General features: G+C 62.2%; 27 protein-coding genes, 1 other RNA gene and 1 pseudogene. 10 read left to right on the top strand and 19 right to left on the bottom strand.

Going from position 1 to position 25,384, the window contains the following annotated elements; genetic code table 11:
• Positions 1-35: 35 nt before the first annotated feature.
• From AC1D05_RS26150 to AC1D05_RS26135, 4 genes and pseudogenes are all read left to right on the top strand, one after another.
• A complete protein-coding gene (locus AC1D05_RS26150; protein ID WP_477444602.1) occupies positions 36-518 on the top strand; it encodes an SRPBCC domain-containing protein in 483 nt (160 codons plus the stop codon).
• Positions 519-540: 22 nt separating this feature from the next.
• Positions 541-933: a VOC family protein gene (locus AC1D05_RS26145; protein ID WP_477444601.1), complete on the top strand. Its 393-nt coding sequence runs from the start codon at positions 541-543 to the stop codon at positions 931-933.
• Positions 934-991: 58 nt separating this feature from the next.
• Positions 992-1,354, top strand: coding sequence for a hypothetical protein (locus AC1D05_RS26140; protein ID WP_477444600.1), 363 nt, complete (start codon positions 992-994; stop codon positions 1,352-1,354).
• Between the two features lie 26 nt (positions 1,355-1,380).
• A pseudogene (locus AC1D05_RS26135) lies at positions 1,381-1,848 on the top strand (SRPBCC family protein).
• A 19-nt stretch (positions 1,849-1,867) separates the two neighbouring features.
• Here AC1D05_RS26135 and AC1D05_RS26130 read toward each other — a convergent pair.
• The 6 genes from AC1D05_RS26130 to AC1D05_RS26105 all read right to left on the bottom strand — a co-directional run bounded on the left by AC1D05_RS26130 (position 1,868) and on the right by AC1D05_RS26105 (position 5,605).
• Positions 1,868-2,635 (bottom strand): TerC family protein, encoded by a 768-nt coding sequence (locus AC1D05_RS26130; RefSeq protein ID WP_477444599.1) that lies wholly within the window; start codon positions 2,633-2,635, stop codon positions 1,868-1,870.
• A gap of 68 nt (positions 2,636-2,703) precedes the next feature.
• Complete coding sequence (locus AC1D05_RS26125; RefSeq protein WP_027060352.1) at positions 2,704-3,528, bottom strand: TIGR00282 family metallophosphoesterase; 825 nt, start codon at positions 3,526-3,528, stop codon at positions 2,704-2,706.
• A 54-nt stretch (positions 3,529-3,582) separates the two neighbouring features.
• Complete coding sequence (locus AC1D05_RS26120; RefSeq protein WP_477444598.1) at positions 3,583-4,113, bottom strand: DUF3592 domain-containing protein; 531 nt, start codon at positions 4,111-4,113, stop codon at positions 3,583-3,585.
• Between the two features lie 78 nt (positions 4,114-4,191).
• Positions 4,192-4,776: a 5-formyltetrahydrofolate cyclo-ligase gene (locus AC1D05_RS26115; protein ID WP_477444597.1), complete on the bottom strand. Its 585-nt coding sequence runs from the start codon at positions 4,774-4,776 to the stop codon at positions 4,192-4,194.
• 96 nt (positions 4,777-4,872) lie between these two features.
• Positions 4,873-5,028, bottom strand: a non-coding RNA gene (ssrS, locus tag AC1D05_RS26110) — 6S RNA.
• Positions 5,029-5,053: 25 nt separating this feature from the next.
• Entirely contained in the window at positions 5,054-5,605 is a 552-nt protein-coding gene (locus tag AC1D05_RS26105; protein WP_477444596.1) for a DUF4345 domain-containing protein, read from the bottom strand.
• Positions 5,606-5,626: 21 nt separating this feature from the next.
• Between AC1D05_RS26105 and AC1D05_RS26100 the strand changes: the two genes are divergently transcribed.
• The 5 genes from AC1D05_RS26100 (at position 5,627) to msrB (ending at position 9,525) form a co-directional block, all read left to right on the top strand.
• Positions 5,627-6,466, top strand: coding sequence for an AAA family ATPase (locus AC1D05_RS26100; protein ID WP_477444595.1), 840 nt, complete (start codon positions 5,627-5,629; stop codon positions 6,464-6,466).
• A gap of 91 nt (positions 6,467-6,557) precedes the next feature.
• Positions 6,558-7,004 (top strand): N-acetyltransferase family protein, encoded by a 447-nt coding sequence (locus tag AC1D05_RS26095; RefSeq protein WP_477444594.1) that lies wholly within the window; start codon positions 6,558-6,560, stop codon positions 7,002-7,004.
• A gap of 8 nt (positions 7,005-7,012) precedes the next feature.
• On the top strand, positions 7,013-8,203 hold the full coding sequence (locus tag AC1D05_RS26090) for a vWA domain-containing protein (RefSeq protein ID WP_477444593.1): 1,191 nt from the start codon (positions 7,013-7,015) through the stop codon (positions 8,201-8,203).
• 12 nt (positions 8,204-8,215) lie between these two features.
• Positions 8,216-9,013: an MBL fold metallo-hydrolase gene (locus AC1D05_RS26085; RefSeq protein WP_477444592.1), complete on the top strand. Its 798-nt coding sequence runs from the start codon at positions 8,216-8,218 to the stop codon at positions 9,011-9,013.
• Positions 9,014-9,120: 107 nt separating this feature from the next.
• On the top strand, positions 9,121-9,525 hold the full coding sequence (gene msrB, locus AC1D05_RS26080) for a peptide-methionine (R)-S-oxide reductase MsrB (RefSeq protein ID WP_013892492.1): 405 nt from the start codon (positions 9,121-9,123) through the stop codon (positions 9,523-9,525).
• A gap of 70 nt (positions 9,526-9,595) precedes the next feature.
• On the opposite strand, the gene AC1D05_RS26075 is transcribed toward msrB, so the two are convergent.
• From AC1D05_RS26075 to AC1D05_RS26025, 11 genes are all read right to left on the bottom strand, one after another.
• Complete coding sequence (locus tag AC1D05_RS26075; RefSeq protein ID WP_477444591.1) at positions 9,596-9,892, bottom strand: hypothetical protein; 297 nt, start codon at positions 9,890-9,892, stop codon at positions 9,596-9,598.
• 6 nt (positions 9,893-9,898) lie between these two features.
• Entirely contained in the window at positions 9,899-10,339 is a 441-nt protein-coding gene (locus AC1D05_RS26070) for a hypothetical protein (RefSeq protein ID WP_477444590.1), read from the bottom strand.
• Between the two features lie 148 nt (positions 10,340-10,487).
• Positions 10,488-10,748 (bottom strand): DUF2312 domain-containing protein, encoded by a 261-nt coding sequence (locus AC1D05_RS26065; RefSeq protein ID WP_010912082.1) that lies wholly within the window; start codon positions 10,746-10,748, stop codon positions 10,488-10,490.
• 162 nt (positions 10,749-10,910) lie between these two features.
• On the bottom strand, positions 10,911-14,369 hold the full coding sequence (pyc, locus tag AC1D05_RS26060; protein WP_477444589.1) for a pyruvate carboxylase: 3,459 nt from the start codon (positions 14,367-14,369) through the stop codon (positions 10,911-10,913).
• A 300-nt stretch (positions 14,370-14,669) separates the two neighbouring features.
• Positions 14,670-15,788 carry a branched-chain amino acid ABC transporter substrate-binding protein gene (locus AC1D05_RS26055; RefSeq protein ID WP_477444588.1) on the bottom strand — a complete coding sequence of 373 codons (1,119 nt, stop codon included), beginning with the start codon at positions 15,786-15,788 and terminating at the stop codon, positions 14,670-14,672.
• A 138-nt stretch (positions 15,789-15,926) separates the two neighbouring features.
• Complete coding sequence (locus AC1D05_RS26050; protein WP_477444587.1) at positions 15,927-16,274, bottom strand: DUF6867 family protein; 348 nt, start codon at positions 16,272-16,274, stop codon at positions 15,927-15,929.
• A 112-nt stretch (positions 16,275-16,386) separates the two neighbouring features.
• Entirely contained in the window at positions 16,387-17,115 is a 729-nt protein-coding gene (locus AC1D05_RS26045; RefSeq protein ID WP_477444586.1) for an ABC transporter ATP-binding protein, read from the bottom strand.
• Entirely contained in the window at positions 17,115-18,638 is a 1,524-nt protein-coding gene (locus tag AC1D05_RS26040) for an ATP-binding cassette domain-containing protein (protein ID WP_477444585.1), read from the bottom strand. The genes AC1D05_RS26045 and AC1D05_RS26040 overlap by 1 nt, the downstream gene beginning before the upstream one ends.
• The gene (livM, locus tag AC1D05_RS26035) at positions 18,638-20,233 is read right to left on the bottom strand and encodes a high-affinity branched-chain amino acid ABC transporter permease LivM (protein WP_477444584.1); all 1,596 of its coding nucleotides are present in this window, start codon (positions 20,231-20,233) and stop codon (positions 18,638-18,640) included. The genes AC1D05_RS26040 and livM overlap by 1 nt, the downstream gene beginning before the upstream one ends.
• Positions 20,234-20,237: 4 nt before the next feature.
• On the bottom strand, positions 20,238-21,140 hold the full coding sequence (locus tag AC1D05_RS26030) for a branched-chain amino acid ABC transporter permease (protein ID WP_477444583.1): 903 nt from the start codon (positions 21,138-21,140) through the stop codon (positions 20,238-20,240).
• A gap of 446 nt (positions 21,141-21,586) precedes the next feature.
• Positions 21,587-21,973, bottom strand: a complete 387-nt coding sequence (locus tag AC1D05_RS26025; RefSeq protein ID WP_477444582.1) for an ectoine synthase — start codon at positions 21,971-21,973, stop codon at positions 21,587-21,589.
• A gap of 161 nt (positions 21,974-22,134) precedes the next feature.
• Between AC1D05_RS26025 and AC1D05_RS26020 the strand changes: the two genes are divergently transcribed.
• Entirely contained in the window at positions 22,135-23,037 is a 903-nt protein-coding gene (locus AC1D05_RS26020; protein ID WP_477444581.1) for a LysR substrate-binding domain-containing protein, read from the top strand.
• Here AC1D05_RS26020 and AC1D05_RS26015 read toward each other — a convergent pair.
• Entirely contained in the window at positions 23,030-24,031 is a 1,002-nt protein-coding gene (locus AC1D05_RS26015; RefSeq protein ID WP_477444580.1) for a 4-hydroxyproline epimerase, read from the bottom strand. The genes AC1D05_RS26020 and AC1D05_RS26015 overlap by 8 nt on opposite strands.
• Positions 24,032-24,065: 34 nt before the next feature.
• On the bottom strand, positions 24,066-25,379 hold the full coding sequence (locus tag AC1D05_RS26010; protein ID WP_477444579.1) for an NAD(P)/FAD-dependent oxidoreductase: 1,314 nt from the start codon (positions 25,377-25,379) through the stop codon (positions 24,066-24,068).
• Positions 25,380-25,384: the final 5 nt, after the last annotated feature.

Genomic DNA, 25,384 nt, shown 5'->3' with positions numbered 1-25,384 from the left:
ATATCGTTGAGCCAATCAAGCAAGGAGCTGTGGATATGTCTCTTGGATTCAGGGTTTCCGGCCGCATCGGCAAACCGGTCGCCGAAGTCTTCGACGCCGTCGTCAATCCGAAGAAGCTGAGCGGCTATTTCACCACCATCGGCGGCGCCAGCGCGCCGCTCGCAACCGGCGTCGGCGTCGTCTGGTGGGGCAAGGTGCCGGTCGAGGTCGATGAAGTGGTCAAGGACAGCCGCATCGTGCTGCGCTGGGACGCCACCGACGCCGACGGCAAGCCGGCCTACAAGACCCGCATCGAGATGAATTTCGAGCCGCTCGACGATGGCGGCACTTTCGTCACCATCGCCGAAAGCGGCTGGCAGGAAGGCGCGGTCGGCTTGAAGAAATCCTACCTCAACTGCGAGGGCTGGTCGCAGATGCTGACCTGCATGAAGGCCTATGTCGAATACGGCATCAATTTGCGCGACGGCTATTACCGCAGCGAGATGAAGGGCGAGCCCGCCAACGAGACCAATGTTTGAGCAGGCAAAACGGAGGTCCGCGATGACGAAAGTAACGCCGTTCCTGATGTTCGAGGGCAAGGCCGAAGAGGCGATGGCCCTATATTGCGAGACCATTCCCGGCAGCAGCATCCTCGATATCACCCGCTATGGCGTCGGCGAGGATGGCCCGGAAGGGACACTGAAGCTGGCACGCGCGTCCATCGCCGGCCTCGACGTCATGGTCTTCAACAGCCCGGTACGCCACGCCTTCACCTTCACGCCGTCGGTCTCGCTCTACGTCGATTGTTCCTCCGAGGAAGAACTGAACGGTATCGTCGCGACGCTGGCGAAGGATGGCGGGTTTCTGATGCCGCCCGACAATTACGGCTTCAGCCGCCGTTTCGCCTGGCTTAACGACAGGTTTGGCGTCTCCTGGCAGGTCAACCTGGCCTGACCAGGCCCAGCCGAAACGGCCGCGAAGACGGCCCAACCGCAGCGCAGCGGAGACAACAATGACCGCGAACATCACCGGCGGCATCAACATCGCCATGAAGGTGCCGCCGCATCAGTATGAGGCGACGATCGCCTTCTACCGCGACGTTGTCGGGCTGAAGCCGTTCACCGCCAAGGCGCCGGCCATCGGCTTCGAACTCGGCCCGAACCGCCTGTGGATCGATGAAGCGCCGATGTTGAGCCAGGCCGAGGTCTGGCTGGAACTGTTCACCGACGATTTCTCCAAAACCGCCGCCCACTTCGCCGAGACCGGCGTGGTGCGGTGCGATGCCATCGAACCTTTGGGCGAAGGCTTTCGCGGCGGCTGGATCAGCAACCCGGCCAGCATCATTCACATGGTGCGCGAGCCCGGCGCCTGGTGAGCGCCGAAAACTGAAGGGAGCATCCCATGGAAATCCGCGAAACGCCCACAGCCGAAGCCGGCATGCTGATCCGTCGGCCCGTCGCCGAGGTGTTTGAGGCAATCGTCGATCCGGCCATCACCACCAAATTCTGGTTCACCCACGGCAGCGACCGGCTGGACAGCGGCAAGGCGGTCCACTGGGAGTGGCGCATGTATGGCGTCTCGACGACTGCCACGGTCAGCGAGATCGTCCGGAATGAAAAGATCGTCATGCAATAGGGCGATCCGCCGACCACGGTGGTCTGGACCTTCTCCGAAATGCCTGATGAGGCGACTTTTCTCGAGATCCACAATTTCGGCTTTGCCGGCAATGGCGATGAGCAGGTGAAAGATGCCGTCGGCTCAACCGGCGGCTTCACGCTCGTGCTGGCCGGCGCCAAGGCCTGGCTGGAACAGGGCCTGACGCTGGGACTGATCGGCGACCGCCACCCCAAGGGCGCGCCAGGGCACTAGATGCCCCGGCATGCCGGTCTCAATGCCCGTCGCTGGACTTCGCCTTCTTGCGCTGCCGCGCCAGCATGTTGAGCCCCTCGACCAGCGCCGAGAAACCCATGGCCGCGTAGATGTAGCCTTTGGGCACGTGGTAGCCCATACCGTCGGCGATCAGCGTCATGCCGATCATCAGCAGGAAGCCCAGCGCCAGCATGACGATGCTGGGGTTCTTGGCGATGAAGTTGGCCAGCGGCCCGGCCGCCAGCATCATCACGGTGACGGCCACGATCACGGCGATGTACATGATGGCGATCTCGTCGGTCATGCCGACGGCGGTGATGATGGAATCGATCGAGAAGACGAGGTCGAGCAGCAGGATCTGGAAGATCGCGCCAGCGAGGCTGATCTGCAGCGTCCCGCCCAGCATCGTGTCCTGGTGGTCGTCGGGATCGACGGTGTGATGGATCTCCTTGGTCGCCTTCCAGACCAGGAACAGGCCGCCGGCGATCAGGATCAGATCCCGCCAGGAGAAGCCGTGACCGAAGGCGGTGAAGACCGGCGTCGTCAGCTGGACGATGATCGAGATGGTGGCGAGCAACACCAGCCGCATGACCAGCGCCGCCGAGATGCCGAGCCGGCGGGCGCGGGCCCGCTGCGCTTCCGGCAGCTTGTTGGTCAGGATCGAGATGAAGATCAGATTGTCGATGCCGAGCACAATCTCGAGCACTATCAGCGTCAACAACGCGACCCAGGCTGTCGGGTCGGATACAAAATGAAAATGCGGCGCCAGGAACTCAATGAGCTGCATGGAGGTCGTCCCCTACGATCTAGAGCAGTGTCGCCGGCAGTTAGGTACTAAAAACTTCTATATCAATGTCACGACCAGAAAGATGGAGCCGTTTCTTCCAATCGCGGCCCGCGACGAAACGGCGCGATCTTCTCGGTCAGTCCGGTACGATCGGAAATAGTGACACCGACCCCACACAATGTCGCCGGTCCGGTCGCAGCCTCGAAACGCCCCTTGGGCACTTTCGACAGGAACCGGTTGAGCGGCTCCTCCTTGTCCATGCCGAGCGAGGAATCGTAGTCGCCGCACATGCCGGCATCGGACAGATAGCCGGTGCCGCCATTGAGGATCTGGTGGTCGGCGGTCGGCTGGTGGGTGTGGGTGCCGACGACCAGGCTGGCGCGGCCATCGACGAAATGCGCGAAGCACATCTTTTCCGACGTCGCTTCGGCGTGGAAGTCGATCACCACCGCATCCGCCTGTTCGCCCAGCGGACAGGCGGCAAGCTCGCGCTCGCCGGCCTGGAACGGATCGTCGAGTTCGGGATGCATGAACACCCGGCCCATGATGTTGGCGACCAGCACGCGCGCGCCGCCCCTGGAGATGTAGACGCCGGAGCCGCGCCCGGGCGTGCCCTTGGGAAAATTCGACGGGCGCAGAAAACGCTCTTCGCGCGGCGCGAAGGCCAGCGCATCGCGCTGGTCCCAGACATGGTTGCCGGTGGTGACAACATCGGCGCCGGCCGCGATGGTCTCGCGGAAGATCTCTTCGGTGATGCCGAAGCCGCCGGCCGCATTCTCGCCGTTGACGATGACGAAATCGAGTTTGAAATCCGAGATCAGCCCAGGCAGTTGTTCCCAAACCGCCGTGCGTCCCGTCTTGCCAACCATGTCGCCGAGGAAAAGAAGTCTCATATCCACTTCTATTCCAGAGCCATGGACGCTAGGCAAGCGCTACCGCGACTGGCCCTAACGCCGGCCGAAAGTGGCGCGCGGCGGCTGGGACGGTTTTGCGCCCGCGCCCACTACGCCAACGGACGACGATATCAGGGGCGATGTCGGTGGCGACTTCCGCCCGCGCAGCCAGAAGAACCAGACATAAAAGACGATGAAACCGCCGGTAGCGGCAAGGAGCAGCAATCCGCCGCGCCAGCCTTTCATCGCGGCGGTATCGAGCTTCGATGGATCGGCAGGGTTGTAATACATCTCTACCTTGTCACCCACGGATGCCTTGTAAAGACCGATGATCTTTCCCTTGCCGGACCAACTCATCGGCGCGTCGTTGGCGACATAGGTGACGGCGACATCGATGCCGTCCGTGGTGAGGCCGCTTTCCTGCTTTTCACTGTAGGGACTGACGGAAATTACGGTTGCAACGGTCTGATTCCAGGCGGCCTGGTGATGCAGGGAGGTTCCGATGACGTGCAATGCCATCGCCAACAGCACTACCGCGATCAGCACGAACGGTATCAGCAGGAAGCGTGCAAAGACAAAAGCCATGGTTGCCATCGGCCCGGACTGTATTAAGGGAATACTAGCCGATATGTCTTGGAAACGCGTTAAGCAGATCGCGACGTTCTAAGCGATGGCGAAGCGGCGCAACCCGCTCTCGGTGAGTATTTCCGGAATGACGACGTCATGGTTCTCGTCCGGGACCTGCGGAACTTCCTGGCAGTCGAAGGCGATGCCGATCAGCCGGGGCGCATGCCCCTTGTCGACGAGCTTCGCGATCGCGCGGTCGTAATAGCCGGCGCCATAGCCGATGCGGTGGCCGCGCGCGTCGAAGGCGGCGAGCGGCACCAGCATCACCTCTGGATCAAGCTCCTCCGCCTCTTCATGCGGCCCGACCGTGCCAAAACCCATCTCCACCATCGGCGCGCCGCGCACCAGCTCGCGAAAGACGATCGTGGTCTTGTCGAGAATGGCAGGCAGGCAAAGCCTTGCGCCCTTTTCACGCAGGGCGAACATCAGCGGCCTGACGTCAACCTCCGAACGCATCGGCCAGAAGCCGGATACAATTTGGCCGGGCTCGATGGCGAGATGATCGCGCGCCGTCTCGGCCATTTCGAGCGCCACTTCGACCCGCCAGAATTCATCGAGCGCATCGCGGCGCCCAAGCGCCTCGAGCCGCAGATGCTTTTTCAGGTCTTTGAGAGATGTCATGCGGCCAGGATAGAAAAGGTCAGGTCTGGATGGCGTTTTGGGAGCGACGTTTTCTACCGTATCATCCACCGAAATGCATGGATGCGCTGCGATAAGTGACGATCCACACAACCGGTGGAGAGAGCGATCCCGGGAACCTACAAAGTAGGTGGGCGCCGTGTGAGAAAACCCACGGGTCTTCCCAGGGACAGCTCCCTAAGGATCGTTAAGGCCCCGGGGAAAATGTTCTCCTGCCGGGAAGCACAGACCGTCCTCCCCAATATAGGCCCCTGGTTGCCTAAGCGCCAGTGAGACGGGCACTCTCGCTGGCTTTATTCGCGACATACCCCTGCCACCAGACCAGCGCCGGCACCGCGAGCAGCTCGATGCAGAGCCCAGCTATGTGCCCCAGCGACGGCGCGCCGACCAGAATCAGGGAAACAAGCCGCGCCAATCCGCCGGTGAACGTGCACGCGGCGAGCACCCGGAACCGCTCGGTCTTCGTCTCGATGCGGTGAATGCAGCTGTACCAGGCAATGCCGATGGCCAGGAGAAACCCGGATAGGAAGCGGAAATGGCTGTCGAGATCGACCGGCCATGGACGGATGACGTGCAGGAATTTCGGCCCGGACACGAAGCCCTCGATGCCGACCATGACGGGCGTTGCCGCCAAGACCGCGACAACGATCTGCAATGCTCTCTTGCCTGATACCTTTTTATCCACGTTGCCGCCCTTTCGGCCTGCCCAGCGGCCTTGCTTCATCAACGGATAATTCTGACCCCGGGTTTCAAGCCCATTCGTCGCAGCCGGCTCACCCTTGCACAGGCTGACCGGCGTCCTTACGCTCATGGCGTGAACCAAGGAGCAAAAATGCGTTTCGAAGGCACGGCGGCCTATGTCGCCGACAAGGATCTGATGGTGGCCGTCAACGCGGCGATCGCGCTGGAGCGGCCCTTGCTGGTCAAGGGCGAGCCCGGCACCGGCAAGACCGAACTTGCCCGCCAGGTGGCATCGGCACTCGGCCTCGACCTCATCGAATGGCACGTCAAATCGACGACGCGGGCGCAGCAGGGTCTTTACGAGTACGACGCCGTCTCGCGGCTGCGCGACAGCCAGCTTGGCGATAGCAGGTTCAACGACATCAAGAACTACATCAAGCGCGGCAAGCTGTGGGAAGCGTTCGCGGCGGGCAGGAAAGTCGTGCTTTTGATCGACGAGATCGACAAGGCCGACATCGAGTTCCCCAACGACCTGCTGCAGGAACTCGATCGGATGGAGTTCTTCGTCTACGAGACCGGCGAGACCATCCGCGCGGCCGTCCGCCCCATCGTCATCATCACCTCCAACAACGAGAAGGAACTGCCGGACGCCTTCCTGCGCCGCTGCTTCTTCCACTACATCCGCTTTCCCGATGTCGACACGCTGCACAGGATTGTCGACGTCCACTATCCCGGCATCAAACAGAATTTGGTACGGGCGGCCCTGACCCAGTTCTACGAGATCCGCGAGGTGCCGGGGCTGAAGAAGAAGCCGTCGACCTCCGAAGCGCTCGACTGGATCCGCCTGCTGGCCGCCGACGACATCGCGCCCGAGGATTTGCGTGCCGACCCGAAGAACGCGCTGCCCAAGCTGCATGGCGCCCTGCTGAAGAACGAACAGGACGTGCACCTGTTCGAGCGGCTGGCCTTCATGGCCAGAAGGCAGCAATAGGGCAGCAGCAGTAGCGCTTTTCCTGCTGTGGACCGTTGCTGCCGACCGGCCAGGAAGGCAGCTTCGGCCGCAACCTTTCGGAGGAGATGAAATGTCTGAGATTATTGTCCGCCCGCTCGCGCAATCCGACCATGCCGACTGGAAGCGCCTGTGGACCGACTACCTCACCTTCTACGAGACCAAGCTGCCGGAAGAGGTCTATGCCGTGACCTGGAAGCGGCTGTTTACGGCGGGGGAGTTCGAGCCGAAGGGTTTTATCGCCACCCTCGACGGCAAGGCCGTCGGCCTCACCCACTATCTCTACCATCGCTCAGGCTGGTCCGAGAAAAACAACTGCTACCTGCAGGACCTGTTCGCCGACCCGGATGTGCGTGGCAAGGGCATCGGCGCCGCATTGATCAAGGCGGTGAAGGACGCGGCGGAAAAACTCGGCGTCAAGAACGTCTACTGGATGACGCATGAGACCAACGCCACGGCACGCAAGCTCTACGACCATGTCGCGCGCCGCACCGGCTTCATCGAGTATGATCTGCTGTAGATAGAAAGATGTTCATCCCCTTCTTCCTCGAACTGAAGGCGGCGCGTGTTCCCGTTTCGCTCCGGGAATATCTGTCGCTGCTGGAGGGTCTGGAGGCCGGGCTCGTCGACTACGACGTCGAGGGTTTTTATTACCTTGCCCGCGCCGCTCTGGTGAAGGACGAACGCCATATCGACCGCTTCGACCAGGTGTTCGCGCATGTCTTCAAGGGCGTCGAAGCGCTTGGCGGACCGGATGCGGTCGATGTCGCCAATGTTCCCGAGGAATGGCTGCGCCGGCTCGCCGAAAAGCACCTGACCGAGGAAGAGAAAAAGCTGGTCGAGGCGCTCGGCGGTTTCGAGAAGCTGATGCAGACCTTGAAGCAGCGGCTCGAGGAGCAGAAAGGCCGCCACCAGGGCGGCTCGAAGTGGATCGGCACCGGCGGCACCTCGCCCTTCGGTGCCTATGGCTACAATCCCGAGGGCGTGCGCATCGGCCAGCACGAAAGCCGCAATCGCCGTGCAGTCAAAGTCTGGGACAAGCGCGAGTTCCGCAATTTCGACGATGCTATCGAGCTTGGCACCCGCAACATCAAGATCGCGCTGAAGCGGCTGCGCCGCTGGGTACGCGAGGGCGCCGAGGAAGAATTCGACTTGCCCGGCACCATCCACGCCACCGCCGAGCATGGCTATCTCGACGTGCAGACGCGGCCCGAACGGCGCAACGCCGTGAAGCTGCTGATGTTCTTCGATGTCGGCGGCTCGATGGACGATCACATCAAGAGTGTCGAGGAGCTGTTTTCGGCGGCGCGTGCCGAATTCCGCCAGCTCGAATATTTTTACTTCCACAACTGCCTCTACGAGGGCGTGTGGAAGGACAACCGGCGCCGCCATGCCGAGGTGATTCCGACTTTCGACCTCCTCCACAAATACGGCCCGGACTACAAGGTGATCGTCGTCGGTGACGCCTCGATGAGCCCCTACGAGATTGCGCACCCTGGCGGGTCGGTCGAACACTGGAATCCGGAGGCCGGCGCCGTCTGGCTCGCCCGCCTGCTGCAGCAATGGCCGAATGCGGTGTGGCTGAATCCCGAGAGCGAAAAGAACTGGGGTTACACCCATTCCATCGCCATGATCCGTGACATCTTCGGCGGCCGTATGTTTCCGCTGACGCTGGCTGGCCTCGAAGCCGCAACGAAGCAGCTTTCCAGAAAGCATTGAAAGACTGATCCGATGACCTGCTTCCTCTGCCTGCAGTGCGGCGTCCAGTTCGCGGCGACGGAGACACCGCCTGAGCACTGCCCGATCTGCGAGGACGAACGGCAGTTTGTGCGCTGGGAGGGCCAGGCCTGGATCATGCCGCAGGAGCTTGCCGCCGGGCACAGACTTGTGATGCGGGACGATGCCGGCGTACTCGCCTTCGGCATCGAGCCGCGCTTCGCCATCGGCCAGCGGGCGCAATTGGTGCAGACGCCGCACGGCAACGTGCTGTGGGACTGCGTCTCGATGGTGAGCGACGAGGCGGTGGTCGAGATCAACCGTCGCGGTGGCCTGGCGGCCATCGCCATCTCGCACTGCCATTTCTATTCGGCGATGGCCGAATGGAGCGAGGCCTTCGGCGGCGTGCCGATCTATCTCCATGCCGACGACCGGCAGTGGATCATGCGGCCGCATCCCTCGATCGTCAGCTGGGAGGGCGAAACTCTTGTCATCAACCCGTCTCTGACACTCATCCGTTGCGGCGGCCATTTTGCCGGCAGCCAGGTGCTGCACTGGCAGCGCGATGGCGGCAACGCCCTGCTGACCGGCGACACCGTTCAGGTGACGCCGACGCGCCGCCATGTCAGCTTCATGTACAGCTATCCCAACCAGATACCGCTCAACGCGGCGGCCGTGCGCCGCATCGCGGCAGCACTGGAACCATTCGACTTCGACGACATTCGTGGCGCGTGGTGGGACCTGAACATCATCGGCGGTGGAAAAGTGGCGTTCAACGCATCGGTCGCTCGTTATCTCGCGGCTATCGCATGAGGAAGACGGCGCGATTGAAAATGTGGGCAAATCCCGTAACAAATGCCTATGTTGGAGCGAATATCCGGTTGCAATCAACAACGAGCCGCCAAGGCTGAGGAGATCAAATGGACACCCACACCTACCCTGTCACCCGCACCGACGCCGAATGGCGCGCCCGGCTGACGCCGGAGCAATATGCGGTCATGCGCGGTCACGGCACCGAGCGGCCGGGAAGCTGCGCCTTGCTCTACGAGAAGCGCGCCGGCACATTTTCCTGCGTCGGCTGCGACCAGCCGTTGTTCGAATCCAAGCTGAAGTTCGAGAGCGGCACCGGCTGGCCGAGCTTCAACGACCCGGTGCCCGGCTCGGTCGAGAACACCATCGACCGCAGCTACGGCATGGTCCGCACCGAATGCCACTGCGCCCGCTGCGGCAGCCATCTCGGCCATGTCTTCGAGGACGGCCCGCCGCCGACCGGCCTGCGTTACTGCATCAACGGCGTGGCGCTGAAATTCGAGCCGGCGGCCTGAACGGGCCGCGATAATCGGATCATGCAAAGGGCGGCTTCGGCCGCCCTTTTTCGTGGCGCGTGTAATGCCTTCAGACCGCCACCGTGGCGACGAGCCAGAGCGCCGAGCCCAGCAGCATCAGCGAGGCCTTGGCGCCCGATTGCTCTGCCGTCCGCCAGACTGCGATAGTGAGAAAGATGTTGTAGGGCACCGGTGCGAAATGCACCGCCAGCACGAAGCCGAGCGGCGTCTTCAGTCCAAGCAGGACGAGTGCTGCGGCGGACGAAGCAACGTTGATCCCCGTCCCGACCAGCATCATGTCGCGCCAGAACAGCCGGTCGATCGGCACCTGGCCAAGCCAACGCAAGCGGAAGAAATCCGCGAACACCGACGCCTACCCCTGTCCAAGCACTTCGGTGACGGCGTGCTCGACACGCGAGCATTCCGTCACCAGCCAGTCGGTCATCGCAGGCCAATTGTCCTCGGCATAGCAGTTGACCCGCCACATCGAATTGATGCCGAGGCCCTCGCAGCTTTGTTCCGGCCTGAGTTTCAACCTGTCTTCGATCGCCGGCTGGAACGGCTTCAACCGCGACCAGCTTTCCGTGGCGCCAAACTTCTCGTTGCGGCCGAAGAAGACGCCGACATGGTTCTGCGCCGGCGCGACATACATGGAAAGAACCAGGGCGAAGTCGGGCAGCCCGCGCTGCCAGAACCAGGGTCCGCGCCGCGTCAGCCGGGCTCTTTCTTCCGGGTGCCGTTCAGCGAACAGCGTCCAGAAACCGCGATGGCGGAATTCCGATGCGCGGCGGCCGCCGAAGTCGAATTCGCTCATGGTTCAAACCGTATCCCTGGCCACTGCATCGGGCGCCGGGCGGCCAAAGCAATTCCAGGAAAAGTGTGAAACGGTTTTCCGTCCGGAATTGCGTCAACAAGAGATAGAGCAGTTCGCCGTTTCTGTGAAACGGAGAACTGCTCTGGTCTTAGACCATTCCGAGCGCGGCCATATACAGATCGAGGATGGCATCCTCTTCCTGGCGCTCGGCTTGGTCCTTCTTGCGCAGGCGGATGATGGTGCGGATCGCCTTGGTGTCGAAGCCGGTGCCCTTGGCCTCGGCGAAGACTTCCTTGATGTCGTCGGCGATCGTCTTCTTTTCTTCCTCGAGCCGCTCGATGCGCTCGATGAGGGCACGCAGCTGGCCGGCGGCAACAGTCTGGCTGGTCTCGGTGATATCGTCGGCCATGTTTTTCTCCAAAAATTGGTTCTATGCCGCGACTCGCGGAAAGACGGCGGCGAATTTGAGCCGGTTCGATGCCCGACCGGCGGCGGCGGGTCAAGCTGTTATCGACGGTCGCACCAATGCTGCCGCCATGATGCGGACAGCCACCCTGTGGAAAGGTGCCGACTAACTGAAGGCGATCAGCAGGTCCTTGGCATCGATCTGGTCGCCGGCCTTGACCAGCACCTCGGCGACCGTGCCGTCGCGCTCGGCATGCAGCGCCGTCTCCATCTTCATCGCTTCGATGGAGAGCAGCACGTCACCGGCCTTCACCGCCTGGCCGGCGGCGACCGACAGCGCCGATACCACGCCCGGCATCGGTGCGCCGACATGCGCCTCGTTGCCAGGCTCGGCCTTGCGGCGCGCCTTGGCGGCGGAGGCGCCATGCGCCCGGTCGGGCACCTTCACGCGCCGCGGCTGGCCGTTGAGTTCGAAGAACACGGTGACCATGCCCTTGTCATCGACATCACCGATCGCCAGGCACCGCACCACCAGCGTCTTGCCCTTCTCGATATCGACGAAGATCTCGTCTTCGGACTTCATGCCATAGAAATAGGTCGGGGTCGGCAGGACGCTGACCGGGCCGTAAGTCTCTTGCGCGCCGGCGAAGTCGGTGAACACCTTTGGATACATCAGCCACGAGGCGAATTCGTATTCCGAGAGCTTGCGTTCGAGCTTCTCCTCGATCTCCTTGCGGCTGGCCTTGAGATCGGCGGGCTTCAAAAGCGAGCCAGGCCGCGCCGTGATCGGCTTGTCGCCCTTCAGCGCCTTCTTCTGCAGCGCCTCTGGCCACCCTCCCGGCGACTGGCCGAGATCGCCGCGCAGCATCGAGACGACCGAGTCCGGGAAGGCGATGTCCCTGGCCGGGTTCTCGACATCGGCGACGGTCAGGTCCTGGCTCACCATCATCAGCGCCATGTCGCCGACGACCTTGGACGACGGCGTCACCTTGACGATGTCGCCGAACATCAGATTGACGTCGTGATAGGTCTGCGCGACCTCGTGCCAGCGTGTCTCCAGCCCGAGCGAGCGCGCCTGTTCCTTGAGGTTGGTGAACTGTCCGCCCGGCATTTCGTGCAGGTAGACTTCCGAGGCCGGCCCCTTGAGATCGCTTTCGAAGGCGGCGTACTGGTTGCGCACCGCTTCCCAGTAGAACGAGATTTTCCGGATCCATTGCGGGTCGAGGCCGGGGTCGCGCTCGGTGCCCTTCAGCGCCTCGACGATCGAGCCCAGGCAAGGCTGCGAGGTGTTGCCGGAGAACGCATCCATCGCCGCGTCGATGGCGTCGACACCGCTCTCCACCGCCGCCAGCACGGTCGCCGCCGACAGGCCCGACGTGTCGTGGGTGTGGAAATGGATCGGCAGGTCGGTCGCCTCGCGCAGCGCCTTGAACAGCACGCGCGCCGCCGCAGGCTTCAAAAGGCCGGCCATGTCCTTGACGGCGATGATGTGGGCGCCGGCGGCCTGCAGTTCGCCGGCCAGGCCAACATAGTATTTCAAATCGTACTTGGCCCGCGCCGGATCGAGAATGTCGCCGGTGTAGCACATCGCCGCCTCGATCAGCTTGCCCTCGGCGCCGACCGCATCCATGGCGACGCGCATGTTCTCGACCCAGTTCAGGCAGTCGAAGACGCGGAACAGATCGATGCCGCCGCTCGCCGCCTGCTTGACGAAATGCTGTACGACATTGTCGGGATAGTTGGTGTAGCCGACGCCGTTGGCGCCGCGCAGCAGCATCTGCAGCAAAAGATTGGGAGCCGCCTCGCGCACCAGTGACAGCCGCTCCCACGGGTCCTCGGTGAGGAAGCGCATGGCGACGTCGAAGGTCGCGCCGCCCCAGCATTCCAGCGACAGAAGCTGCGGCAGGGCGCGCGCGTAGGTGCCGGCAATATTGGCAATGTCGTGCGTGCGCATGCGTGTCGCCAGCAGCGACTGGTGGCCGTCGCGCATCGTCGTGTCGGTGACCAACACTTGCTTTTGCTCACGCATCCAGCCGGCGAATTTTTCCGGGCCGAGCACGTCCAGCTTCTGCTTGCTGCCGCCGGGCACGTTGCCGTTGAGATACGGCACGACGGGTGCGGCCGCATCGGCCTTCGGCGTCGGCCGGCCGCGCGTCTCGGGGTGGCCGTTGACGCTGACGTCGGCCAGATAGTTGATGAGCTTGGTCGCGCGATCCTGCCGCTTGACCTGCTGGAACAGCTCCGGCGTCGTGTCGATGAACTTGGTCGTGTAGGAATTGTCGGCGAAGCTCGGGTGGTTGATGATCGCTTCGAGGAAGGTGAGGTTGGTGGCAACGCCGCGGATGCGGAATTCGCGCAGCGCGCGGTTCATGCGGGCGATGGTCTCGGCCGGTGTCGGCGCCCACGCCGTCACCTTCTCCAGCAGCGGATCGTAGAAGCGGGTTATAACCGCGCCGGAATAGGCCGTACCGCCATCCAGGCGGATGCCGAAGCCGGTGGCGCCACGATAGGCGGTGATGCGGCCGTAATCCGGGATGAAATTGTGCTCGGGATCCTCGGTGGTGATGCGGCACTGCAAGGCATGGCCGTTCAGCCTGATGTCCCGCTGCGCCGGTACGCCCGACTCAGGCGTGCCGATGGCGAAGCCGTCGAGGATATGGATCTGCGCCTTGACGATGTCGATCCCCGTCACCTGCTCGGTGACCGTATGCTCGACCTGGATGCGCGGATTGACCTCGATGAAATAGAATTTTCCGCTGTCGGCATCCTGCAGGAATTCAACGGTGCCGGCGCCGATATAATTGGTTTCACGGGCAAGCTTCAGCGCATGGCCGCAAAGCTCCTCGCGCTGCGCCATTTCGAGATAGGGTGCGGGCGCCCGCTCGACTACCTTCTGGTTGCGGCGCTGGATCGAGCAGTCGCGCTCGAACAGGTGCACGACATTGCCATGCGTGTCGCCAAGCACCTGCACCTCGACGTGGCGGGCGCGCTCGATCAGCTTTTCGAGATAGACCTCGTCCTTGCCGAAGGCGGCTTTCGCCTCGCGCTTGCCTTCCGTGACTTCGCGGGCGAGATCGGCCTCGGCACGGATGGCGCGCATGCCGCGCCCACCACCGCCCCACGAGGCCTTCAGCATCACCGGATAGCCGACCTCCTTAGCCAGTTTCTTCACCGCCTCCATGTCGTCCGGCAACGGGTCTGTGGCGGGAATGACAGGCACGCCGACCTCGATGGCGAGGTTGCGCGCGGCAACCTTGTTGCCGAGGCGGCGCATCGTGTCCGGCTTCGGGCCGATGAAGGTGATGCCGGCTTGCGCGCAGGCCTCGGCGAATTCGGGGCTTTCCGACAGCAGCCCGTAGCCCGGGTGGATGGCATCGGCGCCCGAAAGCCTGGCGACGCGGATCACTTCCTCGATCGACAGATAACTCTCGATCGGCCCCATGTCCTTGCTGAGATGCGGACCGCGCCCGACCTGGTAGCTTTCGTCGGCCTTGAAGCGGTGCAACGAATATTTGTCTTCCTCGGCCCAGATCGCCACGGTTTTGAGGCCCAGTTCGTTTGCCGCGCGAAAGACGCGGATGGCGATTTCTGACCGGTTGGCGACGAGGATCTTCGTGATGGCCAAGGACTGGGCTCCAGCAGCGGAAGGAACGGGAAATCGGTGCAATGATTAGCGTGAAAATGCTGCAGTGCAAACAAAATTGAAAGATGATTCAATCGATTTAAATCGAATCTTTGCGACAAAGCCGGTCGCATTCATTCGAATGAGCAAAAAACCGCCGGTGCTGCCGTTCCAGGCGTGATCATTTTCCGGCTAAGCGCATGTCGTTCCGCCAAGCAGGCGCGCTTTAGGCGACATGCAGTGAAACGAAAAAATGCCCGGCGCGAGGCGCCGGGCATTTCATATTGATCGAAGTCGACAGGCTTACATCTTCTGGATGTAGGTGTACTTGCCGTCGGCGCCCTTCTTCCATTCGTAGATGACGTAGCCGGGCAGCGTCGGGTCGCCCTTGGCGTCATAGGACAGGTCGCCGAGCACGGTAGCGAACGGGCCGTTCGCATGCAGCGCCTTGGCAACTTCCTGCGGATCGTTCGACTTGGCAGCAGTTGCTGCTTCCGCGAGCGCCTGCACGGCAGTGTAGGCGTAGAGCGTATAGGCTTCCGGCTCGAAGCCCTGCGCACGGAACTTCTCGACGAGTTCCTTGTTGGCGGGGATCAGGCGCGGATCCGGGCCGAACGTGTTGAGCGTGCCCGCAACCGCGTCGCCCGCGATCGAAGCCAGCTCGTTCGACACGATGCCGTCGCCGGAAACCAGCGTCGCCTTGAGGCCCTGGTCAGCCGCCTGGCGGATGATCAGGCCGGCTTCGGTGTGCAGACCACCCCAATAGATGATGGTAACGCCGGCTTCCTTCATCTTGGCGATCAGCGCCGAGAAGTCCTTGTCGCCGACATTGATGCCTTCATACATGACTTCCGTCAGGCCCTTGGCATTCATCGCCTTCTTGGTTTCGTCGGCAAGGCCCTGACCGTAGGTGGTCTTGTCGTGCACGACCGCGATCTTGGCATCCTTGAAGTTCGCGGCGAGATAAGCGCCGGCAATGCTACCCTGCTGGTCATCGCGCCCGCAGGTGCGGAACACGTTCCACAGGCCGCGCTCGGTGAACTTCGGGTTGGTCGCGGCCGGCGTGATCTCGACGATGTTGTTTTCGGCGTAGACTTCCGATGCCGGGATCGAGACGCCCGAGTTGAAGTGACCGACCACGAACTTGACGCCATCGCCGACGAACTTGTTGGCGACCGAGATGCCCTGCTTCGGATCGGAGACATCGTCACCAACCTCGAGCTTGATCTGCTCGCCGTTGATGCCGCCCTTCGCATTGATATCGGCGACAGCCGCTTCCGCACCCTTCTGAAGCTGTGCGCCGAAAGCTGCGTTCGGACCGGTGATCGGGCCGGCAACGCCGAACAGAACGTCAGCCCACGCGGCGCCGCCGAACGCGACGAGCGCGCCCACGGCGACAGCGGACAACAGTAATTTTCTCATGTAAAACGCTCCCATTAACGGAGTGGGCGTGGATGAAGCTTTCATGCGATGCCCACCCTTATCGCAGAAGGCATAGTTTGCCGATTTTCAGGCACTTGTCACGCCGATTCATCCCTGAAGCGGCGTTAATGATGAACCTCAACCTTTCGGTTTCCAGCTCAAAATTGAAGCTCTTTCGTAGAGCCAATTATACTGTGTGACCATCTGGTTTGTTCGTGTGTATTGATAGCCGACGAAGCCCAGTATCATCAGCACGATGGTGTCGATGACGTAGTAGTGCAGCGAGAACATCGTGCCGGCGAACAGCGCGTGATGAATGAACCGGATGCCGATGCCGAGGGCCAGCATATAGACGAACAGCTGCGGAAAGCTGCGCCATGTCTGGGCGCTAGCCTTGCCGGTCATCCAGGCCGCCCAGCCGCCAAGCAGGCAGGTGACGAAGAAGAACTGCCAGATCGAGGGTTCCTCATAGAGAATGCCCTGCATGATGAAGTCTCCTTAGCATGATCCCGAAAAGTTGCGGACTTTTCGGACAAAGGTCATGCGACAAACAAACAATTTGGAGTGGAATACCCGAGGCACACATTCCGCTCCAAACTCAGTGGTGTCCGCCTTCGAGATAGGCGGCGCGCACTTCGGGATTGGCGAGCAGTTCCTTGCCGGTGCCGCTCATCGTCACATTGCCGTTGACCATGACATAGCCGCGCGTGGCGAGTTTCAACGCACCAAAGGCGTTCTGCTCGACCAGGAACACGGTCAGCCCCTGCGTGCGGTTCAACTCGCGGATGGCATCGAAGATCTGCTTGACGATCAGCGGCGCCAGACCCAGAGACGGCTCGTCGAGCAAAAGCAGCTTTGGCCGCGCCATCAGCGCGCGTCCGATCGACAGCATCTGCTGCTCGCCGCCCGACAGTGTGCCACCACGCTGGGCGATGCGCTCCTTGAGCCGCGGGAATAGTGTGAACACCTTCTCGACATCCTCGTCATAGTGCTTGAGGTTGTCGAGGCTGGCGCCCATCTGCAGGTTTTCCATCACCGTCATGCGCGGGAAGATGCGGCGACCTTCCGGCGACTGGGCAATGCGCATGCGGGCGATCTCGTGCGTCGGCATCTGGGTGATGTCGGTGCCGGCGAAGGTGATGCTTCCCGCACGGGCGCGCGGTGCCCCGAAAATGGTCATCATCAGCGTCGACTTGCCGGCGCCGTTGGCGCCGATCAGCGCCACGATCTCACCCTCCTTGACGGTGACATCGACGCCGTTCAGCGCCCGGATGTTGCCGTAGTAGGTCTGTACACCCTTGATATCGAGCAGCGTTGTCCCGGCCATCACTTGCCCCCTCCACGCTTGCCCGGCACAGGCTTGCCCGACACAGGTTTGGCCGTGCTGGCGGTCTTTGCGGAAACGTGGCTGGTCGCCACCTTGCCGGCATCGACACGGCGCGCGAATTCCGTGTCCTTGCCCTGGCCGAGCAGCTTGGCCTGCTTGACCCACTCTTCACGCGCGATGCGTCCATCAAAGGCCAAGTAAGCTTCAGCAGCCTCGACATCGGCCTTTTTCCAGGCGCCGATCTGGTCGAAGTGGAAGATGCCGTGATCGTTGAGCTTCTTCTCGTTGACCGTACCGATGCCCTTGATGCGGGTCAGATTGTCGGCCTTGCCACCGCGGGGGGCGGCGAGGCGGTTCGAAATGCCTTCAGCCTTTGCCGCGGGCGCCTTGGCGGCGGTTTTCTTCGGTGCCGCCTTCGCCGTGCCCGCCTTCGCGGCCGGCTTGGATGGGGCCGGTGTCGCCACGACAGGTTTGCTGGCCACGCTGGCCGCGCGGGCGTCGACCTGCGCCGCCTTCGAGGCGCCTTTCGACACGGTGACGCGCTCGCCCTCGCTGTGACCGACCGTGTCGCTCACCGGTCCGGCCAGGTATGACGACGATGTCCCCGGGCCATGCGCGGCATCCGGCGCTATGTCGAGCTGCTCGATAACGTCTTCGTCACCCACTTCGGTCAGCACGGTCTCGACCTCCTCGTCGTCGACGCCGAGATAGGCGGCGATGACGCGCGGATCGGTGCGCACCGACTGCGGACTGCCGTCGGAGATCTTGCGGCCATATTCCAACACCACGACATGGTCGGAAATCTGCATGACCACAGACATGTCGTGCTCGATCAGCAGGATCGAGGTGCCTGATGTGTTCTTGATGTCGATCAGCAGTTCGTTGAGCGCCGCTGATTCCTTCGGATTGAGGCCGGCTGCCGGCTCGTCGAGGCACAGAAGCTCTGGCCCGGTGCACATTGCGCGTGCGATCTCGAGACGCCGCTGTGCGCCATAGGGCAGGTCGCCGGCCGGATCGTCGGCGCGGTCGACGAGATCGGCCTTCTCCAGCCAGTGCTTGGCGAGCTCCACCGATTCTGCCGAGGCCTTGCGGTAGCCGCTGAAGCCGAACAGGCCCAGGATCGTATAGCCCGATGCCTTCATCAGCTTGTTGTGCTGGGCGACCAGCAGGTTCTCCAGCAGCGTCATGCCGGAGAACAGACGGATGTTCTGGAAGGTGCGCGCCACCTTGGCACGCGCCGGGATCTCATGGTTGGGCAACCGCTCGAGCAGGAAGCTCGAGCCGTCGGCCCGATTGAGCGTGATCATGCCTTCCGACGGCTTGTAGAAGCCGGTGATGCAATTGAACACGGTGGTCTTGCCGGCGCCATTGGGGCCGATCAGCGCCGTGATCTCGCCGCGCTTGGCAGCGAAGGACAGGTCGCCGATGGCGACCAAGCCGCCGAACTTCATCGATAGGTGCTCGACCTGCAGGATGGCGTCGTTCATGCCTGGATTGGTCTTCTGAATCGAGTTCGCGTTCATCAGCCGTGGCCCTCCTTGGTGAAGGAACCGGAGACAGCCCTTCGCTCTTTCAGGAAAGCTGTCGGTTCGCGACTGCCGACGAAGCCGCGCGGCTTCCACAGCATGACGATAACCATGGCCATGCCGAACAGAAGCATGCGGTAGAGTTCCGGGGTGAAATCATCCCCGAAGATTTGTTTGAGGAAGTCGAGCTCGCGCAACGCCTCGGTGCCGCCGATCATCACCAGCGCCGCCACAGCGATACCGACCAGCGAGCCCATGCCGCCGAGAACGACGATCGCCAGGATGATGGCCGATTCCAGGAAGACGAAGGATTCCGGGCTGACGAAGCCTTGCCGTGCCGCAAAGAACGACCCGGCAAAGCCGCCGAACATGGCGCCGGTGGCAAAGGCGGTCAGCTTGGTTGTCGTCGTGTTGATGCCGAGCGAGCGGCACGCGATCTCGTCCTCACGCAAGGCTTCCCATGCGCGGCCGACCGGCAGACGGCGCAGCCTGATGGTGACGAAAGCGGTGAGCAGGCACAGGCCCAGGATCAGATAGTAGAGGAAGATCTTGTAGTAGGCGCCTGACTGGGCGATGTGCAGAACCTTGGCGATGTAGTTGGGGTCCGACACGTTGAACGACATCAGGCCGAAGAAGCTGACCTTGGGAATGCCGGAAATGCCGGCGGATCCGTTGGTGACCTCGCGCCAGTTGATCAGCACCAGGCGGATGATCTCGCCGAAAGCCAGCGTCACGATCGCCAGATAATCGCCCCGCAGGCGCAGTACGGGGAAGCCGAGCAGCACGCCCCACAGCGCCGCCATGGCGCCGGCGGCCGGCAACAGGATCCAGAACGACAGGCCGAATTGCGTGGCGAGAAGCGCATAGGCATAAGCGCCAAGTGCATAGAAGGCGACGTAGCCGAGGTCGAGCAGGCCGGCGAGGCCGACGACGATGTTCAGGCCCCAGGCCAGCATCACATAGATCAGGATCTGGATGCCGAAATTGTCGACCCATTTCAGCGAACCCTGCAGCCCCCCGGTGATCGACCAGGCGTTCAGCGACAGCACCGCGACCACGAGGATGGGATACAACACCAGCGCCGTGATGCCCAATTTGGTGAAGTTGGCATGGATGAAGGCGCGGAAGTAGTAGATCACGCAAGCCAGCACATAGATGACCGCCAGAGCGCGCAGGAATTGCAGATAGCCGGCCGGTTCTGCTCCCACCCATCCGGCGAGAGAGCTGTTCAATACAAACAGCAGCACCGCCGCGACAAGGGCCGCGATGAACCACGGCAACTGGAAGAATCGTGTCGCCACGCTGGTCGGCAACAGGCCGGTGGCAACATTGGTTATCTTCTGGCTGGCCATGAAGGGCTGGCCATAGGCGACATAGAGGAAGCGCCCGACGGCCGTGGCGACCACCACGGCGGCGAGCAGGCCCCAGCGTGTCGTCACGACCAGTTCATTGGACATGTTCTGACCGGTCTTCAGGCCGATGAACAGCACGAACAAGCCAAGCGAGATGGCGCCGGCATAGAACGCTTCCTTGAGGGCCCGTTGGACAGGGGTGGCGACGGTGTCGCGCTCGGGAGATACGGTGACGGCCATGATCTCAGACCTTTTCAACTTCTGGCCGGCCCAGAATGCCGGAAGGCAGGAAGATCAGCACGATGGCCAGGATGGAGAACGCCGCGACGTCCTTGTAGTCGATCGAGAAATACGCCGACCACATGCTCTCGATGAAGCCGATCATCAGCCCGCCGAGCACTGCACCCGGCAGTGAGCCGATGCCGCCGAGCACCGCCGCCGTGAAGGCTTTCACACCAGGTGTGAAGCCGTCGGAGAAGGCAACGACGCCGTAGTACATCAGGAACAGCGTGCCGGCGACGGCCGCAAGGGCAGCGCCCATGATGAAGGTGATCGAGATGGTGCGGTCGACATCGATGCCGAGCAGCGCCGCCATCTTGCGGTCCTGTTCGCAGGCGCGCTGGGCGCGGCCAAGCGAGGTCTTGTTGACCAGGTACCAGAACAGCGCCAGCAGCAGCGCGGTGACGATGACGATGATGATCTGCTTCAGCGACACGCTGACACCGTCGATGTCGTAGACCTTCGACACCATTGGCGGGATCGGCTTGTTGCGCGGCCCTTGCGTCACCTGAACGAAGTTCGACAGCGCGATCGACATGCCGATGGCGGTGATCAGCGGCGCCAGCCGGAACGAGCCGCGCAGCGGCCGGTAGGCCACCTTCTCGATCGTCCAGTTGTAGAGGCTGGTCAGCAGCATCGCCACGATCATCATGACCAGGAGTGCTACGACCACGGGCACCGAATAAAACAGCGACGTAAGGATCAGGAAAACGATCAGCGCCGCGAAGGCGCCTACCATGAAGATATCGCCATGGGCGAAATTGATCATGCCGATGATGCCGTAGACCATCGTGTAGCCGATTGCGATCAGCCCATAGATCGATCCCAGCGTCAGCCCATTGATAAGCTGCTGGACAAAATACTGCATGTGTACATGGCTCCCCTGGAATGTCGCCCATGCAGACGCATTCCTTTTCGTATTTCCCCTAGTCGTAAAGTTTCGAGCCCGGATTGCAACGTCATTTTTCAATCGTCATGCGTGTTTTGTCGGCACGCCGTCCGATTGCCCGTTTTCTCCCATCCGACCCCTGGACTATCGCGGACCCTACCATTGGCATAACGCAATGTCTTTGACGATTCGGCCGCATCATGCGCCCCGTTTCGAAGAAACCGCCGTCAAAATTAGGTGATAAGAGGAATCGTTGCGTTCCTGACACGGTTCGTTTTTTCGCCACACTCCTTTCCGCAGGGTCAGGATTCTTCCTGCTTGACCACAAGCCGTGCGTGAACGGGTCGCGGTCGTCGTCGACGATGCCACTCAATGCGCTTGTACTTGTCCGGCTACCGATCGAGGAACGATTGCCTTGCTCCGGATCAGTACGCTGAGCCGCCGTCCCCGCTCAGCGCATGCCGCTCGGTGCCCTGAAGGGGAGGGTTGAAGACACTGACCAGGATCATGTCGCTTGCAGCGTCGGCACGCAGATAATGCTCGTCATGTTCGTCGAGCACATAGATCGTGCCGGGCTCAATACGATGCACCGCACCGGACATGTCTTCGACCTCACCAGCGCCGGCGATGCAGTAGCAGGCTTCGAAATGCCTGCGGTAATGCAGGCGCGATTCGCTGCCGGCGCGCACAACGGTGTGGCAGACGGTGAACCCCATGCCGTCCTGCTGTGTCAGCAGGCGGTGACTGGTGCCATTGCCCCAATCCACGAAGAAGTCAGATTTTTCTACATCAGCCAATTGTCTGGTGAACATACTTTCTTTCCCTGCCAATACCGTAACCGTAGGAGATTTCAGATAAAAGCCGAATTTGGCGGCATTTCCGCTAAAAACTCCCAACCGGCCACAGCAATGCCGCAGGATCTCCAGGCGTTCAAATGATTGCTTCTCATCTCATATGTTAGTAAATTTGACAGATGGACTATATCCCGCTGAACGCGATACGCGCCTTCGAGGCCGCTGCACGCCATTTGAGTTTTTCGGCTGCCGGCGAAGAACTGCATGTCACGCATCCAGCCATAAGCCACCAGATCAGACGGTTGGAAGAGTGGTTGGGCGTGCCTCTGTTCCACCGGGACGCACGCAAGGTGCGGCTGACGGATGCCGGCGTGATCCTGCAGGCGTCGGCGAGCGGCGCCCTTGCGGAGCTTGGCGCCACATGCCGGCGCATCCGCCGCAATGCGGCATCCGTGACACTGTCCGTAGGCTGTATACCGTCCATCGCCAGCCGCTGGCTGGTTCCTCGCCTGCCGGACTTTACATCAAGCCATCCCGGTATCGGCATGCGGGTCGCTTATGCCAAGGCCGAGGACAGGCTCGGAGATGATGAGAACGATGTGCTGATCACGCTCGGAGCCGATCCGACACCTGGCGTCACCAGCCTCAAACTGTTTTCACGCCTCAACCGACCGGTGTGCAGCCCGCATTATCTGGCCGGAAGGGAGCTGCGTACCCCTTCGGGGATCGCCGGCGCGGACCTGTTGCACGACGAGAACCGGCAGGGCTGGAGTGAGTGGTTCTCCGCGGCCGGACTGGCCAATGTCGATGTCGGCAACGGCCCCGTCTTCGCCGATTTCAATATCCTCGCAACCGCGGTCATCGCCGGTCACGGCGTGGCGCTTTGTCCCGTCGACGTTTTTCGTGACGAACTGAAACGCGGCGACCTGGTGGTGCTGTCCGATGTCTCGACCAACCGCGACAAGAGCTATTTTCTGACGATGTCGGAGGATGCCTCATCAGCCGCGCTCACCTTCACCGACTGGTTTCGCCGTGCGGTATCGGTCGATGCTGATGATCAGCGATCCGCCGATATCACTTGACGACGAAACCATGCGCGAACGGATCGCGGTCGTCGATGAAGATCGTGTTCAGTCCGGTCATGCGCGCCCAGCCGCCGATCGAGGGAATGATTGCCGGCTTGCCCGCGACGGTGACCTCCTTTTCGACCTTGCCCTTGAACAACGAGCCGATGATCGATTCATGCACGAAGGCGTCGCCGGCCTTGAGCTTGCCCTTGGCATGAAGCTGCGCCATGCGCGCCGAGGTTCCGGTGCCGCACGGGGAGCGGTCGATCGCCTTGTCGCCGTAGAAGACGGCGTTGCGGGCGTCGGCCCCGTCCACCGTCGCCTTGCCGGTCCACAACATATGCGACAGCCGGTTGATGCCCGGGTTCTCCGGATGCACGAAAGTGTATTTCTCGTTCAGCCGCTGGCGCACCACCGGGCTCCAGGCGATGAGGTCGCCGGCAGAATAATCCGCCATGTCGCGATAATTCGCCTGCGGCTCGACAATGGCGTAGAAGTTGCCGCCATAGGCGACATCGACTGTGATCTCGCCGAGCCCGGGACATTCGACCGTCAGGCCTTCGGCATAGAGGAAGGACGGCACGTTGGTGATGCGCACCTCCTCGACATAGTCGCCCACCTGTTTGTACTCGGCGATGACCAGACCGGCCGGCGTGTCGAGCCTCAGCACACCCGGCGTCTTCGGCTTGATCAGCCCGTGTTCGATGGCCATCGTTACCGTGCCGATGGTGCCGTGGCCGCACATCGGCAGGCAGCCGGAGGTTTCGATGAACAGGATGGCGATGTCGCAGTCCTCGCGCGTCGGCGGATAGAGGATCGAACCCGACATCACGTCATGGCCGCGCGGCTCGAACATTAGCCCGGTGCGGATCCAGTCATACTCGGCGAGGAAATGCGCGCGCCGTTCCATCATCGTCGAGCCCTCGAGCAGCGGGCCGCCGCCGGCGACCAGACGCACCGGATTGCCGCAAGTGTGGCCGTCGATGCAGAAGAAGGATTTCTTGGCCATGTCGTTCCTCGAAAAATTCAAAACCGCGATGAACTCAAAAACGTTGTGGACTGAAAGGGGCCAGATCAACAGGCGCAACCTGCCCCAGGACTATTTCCCGGATCAACCGTCCGGTTGCCGCCGCCTGGGTCAGGCCGAGATGGCCATGGCCGAAAGCATAGACCACCGGCCGGCTTCCCGACGCCTTGCCGATGACAGGCACCGAATCCGGCAGCGAGGGCCGGAACCCCATCCATTCGCGCCCGCCCGAGGGATTGAGCCCCGGCAGGAATTTCTGTGCCTTCTGCAAGAGCGCCTTCGACCTGGCATAATTGGGTGGCCGCTCGATGCCGCCGAGTTCGACGGCACCGCCGACGCGCAGGCCCGTCTCGAGCGGCGTGATGACGAAGCCATGCCCGGAAAAGATCAGCTGCCGCTTCACGTCGAAGGCGCTCTTGGGCAAGGTCGTGTTGTAGCCGCGCTCGGTTTCCAGCGGAATGCGGTCGCCAAGCTGCCGCGCCAAAAGGTGCGACCAGGCGCCGGCAGCGATGACGAGCTGCCTCGCCTGCCTGGTCGTGCCATCGGCCAGCGTCAGTGTCGCGCCATCCTGGTCTGCAGCGACCCGGTCGATGCGGGCCATTTCAAAGCGGGCGCCCTTGGCTACGGCGTAAGCCCACACCGCCTTGCCGAGTAGTTTTGGGTCGGCGACCGTCTTCCAGCCCGGCACGAAGGTGCCCTTGACGAAACGCGGTGACAGGCCTGGCTGTAGGGTTGCAAGCTCATTGCTCTCGACATGACGAAAGCCGATGCCAAAGCGTTCTCGCGCGGCCCAGCCGGACAGCCCAGCCTGAAACTCGGCCTCGCTCTCGTAGAGTTCGAGCGAGCCGTCCTCGCGCAGCATCGGCCGCGTGCCCGAGCGATCGAGTAGGCCCATCCATTCCGCTTCGGCAAGCTTCATCATTCCGGCCTGGGCGGCGAGGCTGGTCTCGTATTTTTCCGGCGCGCCGGCGCGCCAGAAGCGGATCAGCCAGGGCAGCAGCTTCGGCAGGTAGGCGGGTGGAATGCTGAGCGGGCCGAGCGGATCGGCCAGCCATTTCGGCAGATTCTTGATCATGCCCTTGTGCGCCAGCGGCAGCACGTCGGAGAAGGCGAAGGCGGCGGCATTGCCGGAACTCGTCTCCTCGCAGAGGCCGGTGCGGTCGAAGACCGTGACATCCAGCCCTGCCTCGGCCAGGAAGGCCGCCGCGCAGATGCCGATGATGCCACCGCCGACGATGGCGATGTCCTCGCCTTCCCCCCGCGAACGGGGAGAAGGTGCCCCAGTGGCGGAGCGTTGCTCCTGTTCCGGGGATTTGGAATTTCCTGGCACGTCGG

The sequence above is a fragment of the Mesorhizobium sp. P2_E9 genome (assembly GCF_056403815.1).
The sequence above is the reverse complement of the archived record's forward strand: the minus strand, read 5'-3'. Positions and strand labels throughout refer to the sequence as shown.